12 protein-coding genes and 2 pseudogenes are annotated in these 13,438 nt (G+C 40.2%); 7 read left to right on the forward strand and 7 right to left on the reverse strand.

Features of this window, described 5'->3' with window-relative positions; genetic code table 11:
• Nucleotides 1-32 precede the first annotated feature (32 nt).
• Both CFPU101_RS00665 and CFPU101_RS00670 read right to left on the reverse strand, forming a co-directional pair.
• Nucleotides 33-425, reverse strand: coding sequence for a hypothetical protein (locus CFPU101_RS00665; protein ID WP_206813417.1), 393 nt, complete (start codon nucleotides 423-425; stop codon nucleotides 33-35).
• Between the two features lie 17 nt (nucleotides 426-442).
• On the reverse strand, nucleotides 443-655 hold the full coding sequence (locus CFPU101_RS00670; protein WP_206813418.1) for a hypothetical protein: 213 nt from the start codon (nucleotides 653-655) through the stop codon (nucleotides 443-445).
• A 475-nt stretch (nucleotides 656-1,130) separates the two neighbouring features.
• On the opposite strand from CFPU101_RS00670, the gene CFPU101_RS00675 reads away from it, so the two are divergent.
• Both CFPU101_RS00675 and CFPU101_RS00680 read left to right on the forward strand, forming a co-directional pair.
• Nucleotides 1,131-1,967, forward strand: coding sequence for a sulfite exporter TauE/SafE family protein (locus CFPU101_RS00675; RefSeq protein ID WP_206813419.1), 837 nt, complete (start codon nucleotides 1,131-1,133; stop codon nucleotides 1,965-1,967).
• Nucleotide 1,968: 1 nt separating this feature from the next.
• Nucleotides 1,969-2,445, forward strand: coding sequence for a DUF1634 domain-containing protein (locus CFPU101_RS00680; protein ID WP_206813420.1), 477 nt, complete (start codon nucleotides 1,969-1,971; stop codon nucleotides 2,443-2,445).
• 444 nt (nucleotides 2,446-2,889) lie between these two features.
• Here the strand turns inward: CFPU101_RS00680 and CFPU101_RS25315 are convergent.
• The 3 genes and pseudogenes from CFPU101_RS25315 to CFPU101_RS00690 form a co-directional block, all read right to left on the reverse strand.
• Nucleotides 2,890-3,570, reverse strand: a pseudogene (locus CFPU101_RS25315) (MBL fold metallo-hydrolase); the annotation flags it as partial.
• 963 nt (nucleotides 3,571-4,533) lie between these two features.
• A pseudogene (locus tag CFPU101_RS25320) lies at nucleotides 4,534-5,031 on the reverse strand (FAD/NAD(P)-binding protein); the annotation flags it as partial.
• A gap of 277 nt (nucleotides 5,032-5,308) precedes the next feature.
• Nucleotides 5,309-5,977 (reverse strand): cadmium resistance transporter, encoded by a 669-nt coding sequence (locus tag CFPU101_RS00690; RefSeq protein WP_206813421.1) that lies wholly within the window; start codon nucleotides 5,975-5,977, stop codon nucleotides 5,309-5,311.
• 439 nt (nucleotides 5,978-6,416) lie between these two features.
• Between CFPU101_RS00690 and CFPU101_RS00695 the strand changes: the two genes are divergently transcribed.
• A complete protein-coding gene (locus CFPU101_RS00695) occupies nucleotides 6,417-7,682 on the forward strand; it encodes an aliphatic sulfonate ABC transporter substrate-binding protein (protein WP_206813422.1) in 1,266 nt (421 codons plus the stop codon).
• Between the two features lie 374 nt (nucleotides 7,683-8,056).
• On the opposite strand, the gene ssuD is transcribed toward CFPU101_RS00695, so the two are convergent.
• Complete coding sequence (gene ssuD, locus CFPU101_RS00700; protein ID WP_206813423.1) at nucleotides 8,057-9,220, reverse strand: FMNH2-dependent alkanesulfonate monooxygenase; 1,164 nt, start codon at nucleotides 9,218-9,220, stop codon at nucleotides 8,057-8,059.
• A 392-nt stretch (nucleotides 9,221-9,612) separates the two neighbouring features.
• Between ssuD and CFPU101_RS00705 the strand changes: the two genes are divergently transcribed.
• The 4 genes from CFPU101_RS00705 (at nucleotide 9,613) to CFPU101_RS00720 (ending at nucleotide 13,196) form a co-directional block, all read left to right on the forward strand.
• Nucleotides 9,613-10,728, forward strand: coding sequence for a sulfate ABC transporter substrate-binding protein (locus CFPU101_RS00705; RefSeq protein ID WP_206813424.1), 1,116 nt, complete (start codon nucleotides 9,613-9,615; stop codon nucleotides 10,726-10,728).
• Nucleotides 10,729-10,823: 95 nt separating this feature from the next.
• Nucleotides 10,824-11,786 (forward strand): sulfurtransferase, encoded by a 963-nt coding sequence (locus tag CFPU101_RS00710; RefSeq protein WP_206813425.1) that lies wholly within the window; start codon nucleotides 10,824-10,826, stop codon nucleotides 11,784-11,786.
• Nucleotides 11,787-11,823: 37 nt separating this feature from the next.
• Nucleotides 11,824-11,997: a hypothetical protein gene (locus tag CFPU101_RS00715; RefSeq protein WP_206813426.1), complete on the forward strand. Its 174-nt coding sequence runs from the start codon at nucleotides 11,824-11,826 to the stop codon at nucleotides 11,995-11,997.
• Between the two features lie 8 nt (nucleotides 11,998-12,005).
• Nucleotides 12,006-13,196, forward strand: coding sequence for a YeeE/YedE family protein (locus CFPU101_RS00720; RefSeq protein WP_206813427.1), 1,191 nt, complete (start codon nucleotides 12,006-12,008; stop codon nucleotides 13,194-13,196).
• Between the two features lie 17 nt (nucleotides 13,197-13,213).
• Here the strand turns inward: CFPU101_RS00720 and CFPU101_RS00725 are convergent, their stop codons facing one another.
• Nucleotides 13,214-13,420: a hypothetical protein gene (locus CFPU101_RS00725; protein WP_206813428.1), complete on the reverse strand. Its 207-nt coding sequence runs from the start codon at nucleotides 13,418-13,420 to the stop codon at nucleotides 13,214-13,216.
• Nucleotides 13,421-13,438 lie beyond the last annotated feature (18 nt).

Below are 13,438 nucleotides of genomic sequence, written 5' to 3' on the forward strand. Positions count from 1 at the left end.
CCTTTAATTTTTCAATTTCGTAGAACTAAAATTTAATCGTCAACTGGTGCTTTAGGAAATTGAGATTCTAGCGCGGCTTGAGACAAATCAGGAATCTGCCAATTGACTTCATCAGCTTGAAAAACTTGAGCAAAAGGTACATTAAAGTCGATTACACCCGTTTCTGGATTAGATGTTACTACTAATCGAGTTCCATTGACGATTTTTGCAGCCAACGCCCCATTGGTATCGAAACCTGCTATATTTACGTCATTGGGAAGATAAATCCCCCTACAATCCCATTCGTCATCTGTTTCTTGACCAGGTGAGAGAAGATATAATTCATTATCGTAAGTAGATTGGGATTTCTTGGATCTTGGCCCGTAGACTGCTAGTGTCTGTTGAGTCTGGTTACGACACAAGCCAACACCTTCTCCAGTCTCCATAATATATTTTTGGAACTTCAGATCGCAATTTGTTGCTGAAATTGTTCGGCTGTCATTCCTTTAGGTAAAGTTTGTTGCTCCCTAGCATTCAAAAAGTTATCAAGGGTTTGATTCAATTTAATATAATCGGGGTTTGATTCAATTTTAGGTCGGTCGGCTAATGAGGGTTGAGCGAGTGCTAAATTGATGCAAAATAATAAAGCGACAAGAGCAATTTTTAAAAGTCTCATGATCTTTCTCCTTCTGAGCATTAATCGTTTTTCGCAATTGGATACTTACTCTCTAGCATAATCTGTTGAGCGATGCGTTGATAGCTAATATCAGTTCAACGTCAATAAAATTTAAAATTATTCAAGGAAGTTAGGCTAAATTTTTCATTCAAAAGTTTCTTGACTTTGAGCGAGAAATTGATAAAAATAATTATGCTTATTGATATTAATAATAAATTTTATTGATGCGTATTCCAGAAGACGCATACTAACTGTAAGGAGCCAAATTCAAGACCTGATTACCTTTGCCAGCTTTAGACAATTAACTGATGCTCATTGATTGTTATTAAGTTACAAAAAATCTATCGGAATGTAGTTGTTTTTAGCCAGTTGAGTTGTATTGCTCTTTACTTTAAACTACTTGAAAAACTGTACTATATTTTCAAAATTTCATTAACTTTAATCCCTCAATATTAACTAAGGAGAGACGCGCCATTTGAATATCCTAGAATTTTCCTCACTGGTTTGGATAGGCTCATTTAGCGCAGGATTCTTAGGCGCACTCACAGGTTTAGGAGGTGGAGTAGTTATTGTACCTTTCTTAACTTCAATATTTGGTGTTGATATTCGCTATGCCGTCGGTGCTTCATTAGTATCTGTGATTGCCACCTCCTCTGGTGCCGCATCTGCATATATTAAGCAAGGATATACTAATTTAAGATTAGGGATGTTTATGGAAGTAGCGACAACAATCGGAGCCTTAGTAGGTGCTTTAATTGCCACTTTTGTTTCTGTCAAAGCCCTGACGCTGATACTTGCTCTTGTTCTTCTCTACTCAGCTTATTTATCACAACAGCCCCGACTTGAACAAACTGAAAGTAAGTTAACGAACCCTTGGATCACTCATTTAAAACTGAATAGCACCTATCCTACCCCCGATGGACTAATGCCTTACCATGTTTACTCCCTACCTGTTGGGTTTGGCTTAATGATTGTGGCTGGCGTGTTTTCTGGGTTGCTCGGCATTGGTTCAGGTGCTTTTAAGGTTTTGGCAATGGATCAAATCATGCGCCTTCCTTTCAAAGTTTCTACTACTACCAGTAATTTTATGATCGGTGTAACAGCCGCCACTTCTGCTGGAGTTTATCTGGCAAGGGGTTATATCGATCCGCGATTGTCAATGTCCGTAATGTTGGGAGTTTTACCTGGTGCTTTTTTAGGAGCTAGAATTTTGGTCGGAACTAAAACTGAGGTTTTGAGAATTATCTTCAGTTTAGTACTTGTAGCAATGGCTTTTAAGATGGTTTATAACAGTTTAGTTGGAGGTTTTTAGGATGAATTTTATTAATTTCAAGTCCAAAAAATCTTCATCTTCAATAGATGAGGTACAATACGTTCCCACAAAGGATCAGATTGATGAGGAGAGAAATATTACAGCTCTGTCAAATGATCCATCAAATGCTCATTTAGTCAGTAATTTATTAAGATACGGCGTGATTTTTGCTAGTATGATCGTTATTGTTGGCGGTGTTCGGTATTTAATTTCTCATGGGACTGAAACCGTAGATTTTCAAACTTTTCGAGGACAACCTAGTGAGTTATGTTCGCCAGTCGGTGTCATAAAAGCGGTTTACTCTGGTGATTCCTTAGCTTTAATTCAATTTGGACTATTACTTTTAATTGCGACTCCAGTAGCAAGAGTGGCTTTTTCTTTATTAGCTTTTATTTGGCAACGGGATTTAATCTACGTGTTTTTAACCTTATTTGTCTTAATTAGTTTAATTTACGGCTTCATTGGCGCATATGTTTAAGATGAGCTTCTGTGACAAAATCATCAGTTAAGAATAAAGCGCGATCGCAACTGCACATTCTCCCCGTTGTTGTTGTGTCAGTGACCATTCTTGTTCCCAAACAGATTGTAATTTTTCGAGTGCTTTTTCCATATCTTGACTACCTGAGCCAAAACTTTTGGTTCTTTGAAGACCAAAATGATTTCCGTTTGGAATTAAAATAGTACGATGATCCGAAGGATTTAGTGCATTACACCAAAACTAGTTATTCTGGGCAGTTTTTGCATAATACTGTTTTTGCTCAACTAAGCCGAAAATATGGTGAATCGGGAAGATCTAAGATGAGCCAATCTAGATATACATGGCAAAGTAATCATTAAAAATTTCAGTATTGGTAAGTCGCATGAGTTCTGTTTTCTGTTGCGCCTCATCTATTGTTGAATTGAGATTGGTTTGAGGGATAAAATCACCACAGTATTCATTAGCTGGAACTGCTTCTTTCATCTTCTTAGGATAGCTCAATTTAAGATGACCCATCAGGGTAATAAACTGACTGCGGCTATGATCGGCAAACCGAGGATTTAAGCGTTTTTCTTCGCCAATGGTGGAAACAGTACGCCCTTTATAATCATGACCTGGATAAACAAAGGTTTCTTCTGGCAGGGTAAATAATCGTTGTGTTACTACATCATAGAGAATACCTGCGTCGCCTCCTTGAAAATCAGTGCGTCCACAACCACGAATTAACAAAGCATCACCCGTTAAGAGATGAGTTTTGTTCACTAAATAAGACAAATGGCTATAAGTATGACCAGGAGTGGCAATCGCTTCAATGACGACCGTTCCTACCGCTAAAGTTTCACCATTGGCTAAAGAATGATCAGCAGATTTAACACCTGCATTTTCAGGAATCATCACACGACAGCCTGTTTGCTGTCTCAGTTGACCCGCCCCTGTAATATGGTCAGCATGGAGATGTGTTTCTAAACAATAGCGTAGCGTTAACCCTAAATCCTGAAGTATTTCTAAATCTCGCTTAACCTGCTCTAACACAGGATCGACTAAAACGGCATCTTTAGTCTGCTGATCGGCAATCAGGTAAGTATAATTGCTTGATTCAGGATCAAATAATTGACGAAATAACATTGAACGATCTTCTTTTCGGTTGGATACTGAAGGAGTCGGAATATAACGCACCCGCACAGGAAGTGACTGCAAGATCTGTCGGGCTAATCCTTGCGCCTGAACTCGTAATTCTGGAACCGCGATCGTTTCCCACAAATTTCCTTTGCGCGGGGTTCCTATCGTATATAGTAGAGTTGAGGTTTGACCATTAGCGTCTATTACTGCACCATTAACAGCCGTATCTAATCCTAAACCGATTTTGTTAGGGCGTACTAATCCCTGGGAGTGCAAACTAGCAATTAAAGGCACAGATGAGCGTCTATAATCTGCTTCTACTCCTGTACAATTAACCACTCGGCTAATCTGATAAACTTGATTATGGGTTTTGCGTTCTTCCACAGTCACAGCGACGGCGTTAGGTAAAGCTTGATAATCCCGAATACGCCCCGCAGTCACGCTTAGTTGACCTGAAGCAAGCATTTCATTAACAATATTACCGATTTCTGGTGCAATGCGATGTCGATGCACCTCCCAATAGGATTTCAGATGACGTAAAAAACGCCGTTGCTCATCAAGGGGTAAATTCTGCCAGAGTTGCGAGGTGATCGGACGTAGTGAATCAAGCACTGCTCGCCAGTCGTAGCCTTGAGTTGCTGCCGTTGCTATCTCAGTCCGAACACGACGCAATAGACCGCGAATCGTGGGGGGTGCGGTTTCAACACTCAAAAAAGGAGGATATGGTAAGGTCGCCTGGTGTTGTATTGGAGATAAACCCCGTCGAGATATAGCATAGATTTGACCCCGATGTTTCTGAGCGTGGAGAGATACGACCATATCTACCATTGTCAGTCCCGTCCCGATGAGTAATACAGGTGCATTGGGTTCGAGATCACTAAGAGCCGAAGCTGACCAAGCATCTCGCAAAAAGCGATCGCTACTATCTGAGTGTTGAGAAAAGGGGGTAGCGGGTGTATTTCCTAATGCTAGTACAATCTTATCGGCAAAGAAACGGGAATGATTACGGAGGGTGACGATCGCGCCTTTTCCATCTGGTTCTACTGCTACGACTTCATCAATTATACGCTCTAGCCAAACATTACTTAATGCGGTTGCTTCTGCTTCTTCTAAAATCGACTGAATGTAATAACCGTAAACTTTGCGGGAAATAAATGTACTGGCGTTAATCTCATCGGGAAGCAATGCCTCTAACTCGTTGCGGTTATAGTTTAGCCAGCGCAGTATATGACTCGGATCATCTGGAAATGCGCTCATATTGCCTGCTGAGACATTGAGTAAATGGCTGGTGGTTTCCGTACTGTAAGCTACTCCCTTGCCAATCTCATTTTGACGCTCGATTAGTTTGATAATGAGGGGCCGAGTTGCGGTTTTTAAAAGATGAGCCGCCACCAGAGAACCACTAAAGCCACTCCCAACAATGGCGATCATCGTTGGAGTCTGAAGTTTTTCAGAAGGTAAAGCCATAGCCAAGTTAAGGTTAAAATAAATTAATTATTTTAAATAAACAGTTAATTTAATGCTAGTTGGTTATTTTTGCAATCTCTAAAGATTAACTTTTAGAAATAAACTTGAATTACCGATAATTTCGTGAGTGAAAAGAGCTTTTAAGTTCTTAAGCGAAACATTTTAATTAATACCTTTGTTCTTACCTACGGTTTTCCCAGCACTTAAAAAGACTTAATTGGCGTGGAAAAATTTGTCAATATTATTATCTGTTCCTCATCTAAAACTGTAGAGCCTGTTAGATTTTCGGTAAAAAGAGACGATATGATTCACTATCTAAAATGATCCTCAAACCGAGCCACATCAGCACAAAAGGAAAAATCTTGCTCGCATAGCGGCTGAGGATAAAAGCAATACCTGGTTGATGGGTCAGATGATAGGACATGAAGATCCAAGTGGCAACTGTGAGATAGCAAATCAGTATGATTACAGCCAGATTCGGGAATGTGCTAGAAGCAAACAGAGGGATATAAATTCCAAGATTGTTACCACCGTTGGAAATTGTGACTGCGGAGACACGATAGGTTTGTGGATCGCGGATGACATCCCAGAGCGATCGCTTTTGAGACTCAAATCCTCGATATTTAGAATTTCTTTTCCGATTAACTGATTTGTCTTGATCTGACTCATTGCGATTAAGATTGATTAGGTTTCTTAAACCAATAAGGATCGGTAAAATCCCCAGTAAACCGATCCAAGTTGAATCAACCACTAGCCCTAGGACGAAACCCACCAAACTTACTAAAACCAGTACTGTGAACCCTAAAAGTTCACCAACTGCAACATGTTTAGGACGAAAAGTACGATTAACCTCACTAAAGAAGGCAGTTAGATAAATATTGTCGTCAAATGTTGTTGCTAGAGCAGCAGCTATGGCGATCTTAAGTGCATCAATTAACCAATCCATTACTATTCCTCGTTTAACACCTGTCTAATGACACGGCTCACAATCGTTTATCGTAAAAACTAATTCCGCAATATCAAGCAATGTAAATCTAAGAATGTGAGTTTTACGCTTTGACTATGACTCAACTCCTTTTTTTTCAACTTAATATTAATACCCAGAAAAGTTTAACATTCTAGCTATATTGTTGTGTGTAACACCTGATTCAACTAAAACATAAGTGATTGTTACGAAATTAAGCATCAATTATTTTTATTAAATGACTACAATAATCTAGTAAATGAAGCATTCCGTTTAAGACAAGTTGACGGTATACTTATAAACCAAGCAATTCAAGTAGTAAATAGTTTGTGAGTTTTTTGGCCAAAGGAAACTTTTATTGTAATCGCTCTTTTCTATTCATTTGCAATACCCATAAACTGAGTTTATCAAAGGAATCAGTATGAATAGCCGTTTGATTAACCGTTTGCTTAAATCCACAGGTCAAAAGTTTTTTCAGTTGCAAAAATCATTGCTTCCTCGTGCAGTTGCCTCCAGATTTATTGTTCTATTTTGTATCGGCCTTGTCTTGAGTCTAGCTTTTAACATTCATGCTATTGCTGCTCCTGAATCAGGCAATAGGCTTTCCGCTTTGATGGAGCAGTTATCATTCCCCAAAAAGATATCGATTCGAGTCTGGGAAACCATAGGACTGTTTATAGCTGGCATATTTTTTAGTATCGTCTTGGATCGCTGGTTTTCTAATCGTGCGGCTCGCTCTGGTAACACACCCTTAGCTGAACAAGCGCGGCAACTCAAGCAACTCAAAATCGGCTATCCAGAGGGAATGACTAATCTCGAAGTTCTCCGTGAACGAGGCTTGCTTGAAAAACAGTTACGACCGTATGGGCTGACAGTTACTTGGTCAAGCTTTTTATCGGCATCTTCTTTAATTGAAGCCCTCAGCAATGGGACGATCGATTTTTGCGGTGGTGGTGGTACAGCTAGTATTTTCTCTCAAGCGGCGGATCATCTGTTTGTGCGAGTGGCTAAAGAAAAATATACCGATCCAAAGGGTCAAGCGATTTTAGTATTAGAAAATTCACCGATTCAGACCTTGGCAGACTTAAAGCATAAAAAGATTGCTTTTGACTTAGGTTCGAGTTCCCATTACGTTTTGATTAAAGCTTTGGCCAAAGTTGGGCTAGATTTGAGCGATATTGAACCCATTTATCTGACACAGCCAGAAGCACTACCCCTATTCCGTCGAGGTGAAATCGATGCTTGGGTAAATTGGGTTCCCTATGCGGCAACTCAAACTCGAAGTAGTTATCCAGGACGCTCGATCATTGACCTAGAAAGTATCTTTGGCGACAACGTTTCTAATGAAGTTCCGACTCTCTACTATGCGATTCCAGAGTTGGTACGCGATTATCCAGATCTGCTCAAAGTGATTTTAGAAGAAGTCAACGAAGCTGGAGCTTGGGCTAAGAAGCAGGAATTAGAAGCAGCTAAACGATTAGCAGAACAATACGAAATCGAGCCATCGATTGTAGACAATCTGGAAAAACGTAGTATTGAACGCGCCATCATCCCGATTGACGATTTAACCCTTAATGCTCTACAACAGCAAGCTAATACGTTTAGAGATCTAAGACTGATCCCTAAGCGGGTGAATGTGAAAGATGGAACTTATAGCTTGCAGACGAAACAGAACTGGACATATTAGCTTGATAGTTACAGAGAAACTCACACTTAAAATTTTAATATTTTGATGTACAAAAAAAATCGCAGATGAGTGATAGATTTCTCGCCTGCGATCGGGTCAATAGGGAAAGCTCAAGACTGAGTAAAAACAACTTACACTAACTAATTCTGGTGTAATCGGTTGAAAAACTTCAATAGCGGTTAGTAAATCTGGTAAAACTACCTTAATTCTTTGCTCAAGTTCTTCATCTAAGCGACAACATCAACCATAATTAAATCTCCTAATGTTGTGAATAAATGAATTGTTCTTGATTAGAAACTGAGTTTTTTTGTAAAATACGATTCCAAAGAATTAGAGGCTGTAGGACTTGGAGCAAGGATTGAGAAGATAGCCAGTTAATCTACTGTCGTTGTGTTTTTCTTTGCTAAAGCTTGTTTGGGAAAATGCTCATTAGCAACGATTTCGCCAAAAGGACTAAACAATGTTAGAGGTTCTGAAGCGAGTTGATATTCTAAAGGCAACAGGGGAAAAAGTAATTCAGCGACTCGATAGGCTTCTTCGAGATGGGGATAGCCAGAAAGAATAAAAGTATCAACCCCTAAATCAACATATTCCAGCATTCTGACGGCTACGGTTTCAGGATTTCCTACTAACGCTGTTCCTGCACCACCCCGTACAAGTCCTACACCTGCCCATAAATTCGGGCTGATTTCTAACGCCTCTCGTGAACCATTGTGTAGTTGAGTCATTCGACGTTGGCCTTCTGAGTCCATGCCAGAAAAAGCTTTCTGTGCAATTGTGATCGCCTCATCATCGACATAGCGAATTAAATCATTAGCGGCTTCCCAAGCCTGGGCTTCGGTTTCTCGGACAACCACGTGTAAACGAATGCCAAACTTTAAAGTGCGTCCTTGGCTTTCTGCTAAATGTCGGACATGGGATATTTTTTCGGCGACTTGTGCGGGCGGTTCTCCCCAGGTTAGATAGACATCAACGTGTTTGGCTGCAATTTGTTGAGCAACGGGAGACGAGCCACCGATCCATAAGGGCGGATAAGGTTTTTGGAGCGGAGGAAATAATAATTTACTACCTTGGACATCCAGATAATTCCCTTTAAAATCAACTTCCTCACCGCTAGTGATTCCTCTCCAAATGCTCAAGAATTCATCAGTTAGATTATAGCGATCGTCATGACTGAGATGTAAACCATCGCCTGCGAGTTCAATCGGATCGCCTCCTGTGACTACGTTAATTAGTAAACGTCCCCCGGACAGCCGATCAAAGGTAGCAGCCATTCTTGCGGCTATGCTTGGCGAAACTAACCCAGGGCGTACCGCGACTAAAAAACGCATCCTTTGGGTATGAGCAGCTAAAAAAGAGGCTAAAATCCAAGCATCCTCACAAGAGCGACCTGTCGGTAATAATGCTCCCATATAACCTAAATGATCGACTGCTTGGGCAATTTGTTTAAGATAAGGTAAATCTGTTGAGCGTCTTCCGATTGTAGTTCCGAGATAGCGACCATCGCTATAAGTGGGGATAAACCAAAGAACTTGCATTTTTCTCTCCCTATTGTTTGGATGATTGAACGGCTTCTTTAACCTGAATGGGTTTAGGCAATAGTTTTAACTGCAATAAATGTATCTGCTGATATTGAATAGGCTCGACGGGTGCGTCAGGTTTTTTTCTAAAACAGGAACGGGGATATTGAGTTGGGTTAATTATTATTGGCTATTTTCAATAGTACAGTAAGCTTATCGAAATACAGTGTTATTACAAACACAAAATTAAAAAGTTGTTCAAAGTTCTATCCTGCAAGCCTTAAACCTTTAGTTATCTAACGCTGATGATGTACTCTCTTGCTTTTTCAAGATATTTATGAGAATATTCACTTATTAAAAACTATTTGTTTATCAACTTAGTGTATTTTAAAGCCAATTCAAGTAAATCCATGAACAATAACTTGTTTAGTTCAACCAAAGGTCAATCCCTATCTAGTCTCTTACAACCGTTAAAATCTCCTGTTTCTTTAGCATCAGTCGCCCTCTTAACAGGTGTAGGCGTTGGTATTTTACCTGTACTGGCTTCTAGCAAGTTGTCATCGACCCCATCTGAGCAGCTTGTCGCCCAAAAACCAAAAGCTGAAATTACCTTAGTTTCTTTCGCTGTCACCCAGGCAGCTTATTCAAAGATCATCCCTCTTTTTACGGCTAAATGGAAAAAAGAAAAAAATCAAGACATTGAGATCCGTCAAAGCTATGGGGGTTCAGGTTCTCAAACTCGTGCTGTCATTGATGGACTAGAAGCCGATGTAGTAGCCCTCGCTTTAGCTGGAGATACTGAAAAGATTCAAAAAGCAGGATTAATTAAGCCAGGTTGGGAAAAAGAAGCCCCTAATGGCGCTATTGTCACTCGTTCAGTAGCTGCTTTAGTCACACGCCAAGGGAATCCGAAAAAGATCAATAACTGGCCAGATCTGGTTAAACCTGGGGTTAAAGTGATTACTGCCAATCCTAAAACCTCTGGTGGAGCGCAGTGGAATTTTCTAGCGTTGTGGGGTGCCGTGACACAGACAGGTGGAAATGATCAAAAAGCCCGTCAATTCGTGACTCAAGTTTATAACAATGCTCCAGTATTGCCAAAAGATGCCCGTGAAGCGAGTGATGTTTTCTTTAAACAAGGTCAAGGGGATGTGTTGATCAATTACGAAAATGAAGTCATCTTAGCTAAACAAAAAGGTGAAGGAAATTTTTCTTATACCATTCCTGCTGTTAATATTTCGATTGATAATCCAGTAGCGGTAGTTGATAAAAATGTTGATAAACATAAAACTCGTGAAGTTTCAGAAGCATTTGTTAAATTTCTCTTTACTCCCGAAGCACAGCGAGAATTTGCTAAAGTCGGTTTTCGTCCCGTAAATACAACGGTTTCTAAAGAAGTTTCAACTAAATTTCCTAAAGTGAATAAACTCTCAACCGTTCAAAATTTTGGTGGATGGCCCAACATTCAGAAGAAATTTTTTGCTGATGGTGCAATTTTTGACCAAATTCAAGGAACTAATCGTTAGAAACAGAGTAAGGCTTTTCAGTTAAAGATTAAATGACTGATTAAAGTCTTACAAAACTCTTATTAAATTATAGTCACGTATTTAAAGAAATTAAGATGAAAATAAACTTGTTTAGATTGTTTTCAAAGCTCAAACCTTGGTCAATTTCAGTTTTTACACTCTCTGCGATCGTTTTTGGGCTAATTACCTCTTTACTGCATATTCAACCAACTGTCGCTCAAACATCTTCTGAGATTCAATTTGTTCCGCCTTCTTGGGTGGCAGAACACGCTAAAGACCCAAATCTACGCATTCTCGATACACGGTCTAACCCTCTAGATTACATCCCAGGACATATCCCTAATGCCGTTCACATTGCCGATTATACCTTTCGTGGCCCTAATGGAACTTTACCCGTACAATATTGGCAAAACGAGCAACTACAATCGTTGTTTACAAAAGCGGGAGTAACCGATCAAAGTGAAGTTTTAGTCTATGCGGATGGACGGGAGGTTCTCGGTGCAACGATGGTAGCTTATCTATTAGAACGCACAGGACATTCTAATGTAGCGGTCTTAGATGGTGGTTTTACGGCCTATCAAGCTGCACAACTCCCTGTCGCTAAAGAGTTTCCTAAATATCAGTCGGGTCAATTTACAATTAAAGATGATCCTTCGATTCGTGTTACTCTCGATCAAGTCAAAGCATCCATCGGCAAACCTAACGTTGTTTTTGTCGATCCTCGCCCACCAGAATTATTTTCAGGTGAAAAGCAACTTTGGGTCAGAAACGGCCATATTCCAGGTGCTAGAAATATTCCCTGGCCATCTTTTACAGTCGGTGAAACTAACTTTCATCAACTAAAATCACTCGATGAAATCAAGCAAATTTTAGCAAGCAAGGGCATAACACCCGATAAAGATGTTATCGTAACTTGCAGCACAGGACGAGAAGCAACCTTACAGTATCAGGTACTAAAACATTTATTAGGCTATCCCAAAGTTAGAGTCTATGAGGGATCTTGGACAGAATATTCGTCTTATCCTGATTTGCCTGTAGAAACGGGACGAGATGCCTAAAATAGAATTTGTTGGGTTTTAAAAAGGATGACGAAGAATGAAAGTTTTATCTTTAGTGACAGCAATGACGATCGCTTTAGGGATGATTAACTTAATATCTGATAGCAGTTCCGCTATGAGTTGTACACCGACAAGACGGGATAGTGATGATAAAGGTAAACCTCATCCTCATCCTTCTCCTTCGCCATCTCCATCTTTTTCCCCTACCTAAAATAAGATATGAGTATCTTGACCATTCCTCAAACACATCATCTACAACCTCGTTCTCAAAGATGGCTGACGTTATTAATTCTCGCTATCTTAATGGTTGGAACGATCGCACTGAGTATTTACGGTTGGCGACAAAGTGTTTTATTCCTCATTGGTGTTTTATTTGGCATTAGCCTTTATCACGCTAGTTTTGGCTTTGCTTCGGCTTACCGTAAATTGTTTGTCTATGGTGAAGTTAAAGGGATCTTTGCTCAAATCTTAATGCTAACGGTTGCGACGATTCTCTTTGCTCCTATTTTAATTAGAGGTTCAGTATTAGGACATGAGGTAACAGGTGCCGTTTTCCCTGTCGCTGTACAAGGTGCGATCGGTGCTTTTCTGTTTGGCATTGGGATGCAGTTAGGAAGTGGTTGTGCTTGTGGTACTCTTTATACGATCGGTGGTGGTAGTAGTATGATGATGCTAACCCTGCTGACTTTTTGTCTTGGTTCTTTTTGGGGAACTCTGACAAAACAAGTATGGTCGGGACTTCCGCAAACTGAGCCTGTTTCGTTGATCCAGCTTTGGGGATGGTCGGGTGTTGCGATTCAATTACTTGCTTTTTTGATGATTACTTTTGCCTTATGGCTATGGCAAAAAAACCGAGATCAAGAAGTTATTCCTCAAGCGAGTTCATCAAATTTTCTTAATTCCTTGTTGTATGGCCCCTGGTCATTGATTTGGGGTTCAATTGCTCTAGCGGTTCTCAACTGGCTAACTTTAATTATTGCAGGTCGTCCCTGGGGCGTTACATGGGGTTTTACCTTATGGGCGGCTAAAATTGCTCAATTTTTGAGGTGGAATCCTGCTAATAGCGAGTTTTGGAGTCAAGGAGGAGCCGCAGAAGCTTTAAATCAAAGTGTCTTTGCTGATCCGATTTCTGCGATCAATCTTGGTGTAATTATTGGGGCGGCATTAGCGGCTGCATTGGCAGGACGACTAACCCTGAAAAAGCCTGCGTCTGGTTTTGCGGTGATAGGTGCTTTGCTGGGTGGGCTACTGATGGGATATGGGGCGCGTTTATCTTTTGGCTGCAATATCGGAGCCTATTTCAGTGGGATTGCTTCAACTAGCTTACATGGCTGGCTGTGGATTGCTTTTGCTCTTTTAGGAACAATTTTAGGGGTGAGAATGCGATCCCTTTTCCGTCTTTCTAATTAAATTAGATCTATTATCGCTTAATAACGTTTTTTCCAATGGATATAGCCTTCAATCGTTGGAAAATACTGAATTTCGCCGTCAAGTCCTTGTGGTCTATCAGATAGATAGCCATTCAAATAAGCACAGTCCTGTCTTCTTGGAAGCAAACCGCGATCGCGATCATCGCATCCTATCTGATACAGGTTTTCTTCGAGATGATGCCAGTTAAATAGTCGTTTAAACATAGGACAAATAGTATAAAG

This window comes from Chroococcus sp. FPU101 (assembly GCF_017312365.1).
Taxonomy (GTDB): domain Bacteria; phylum Cyanobacteriota; class Cyanobacteriia; order Cyanobacteriales; family Microcystaceae; genus Chroococcus.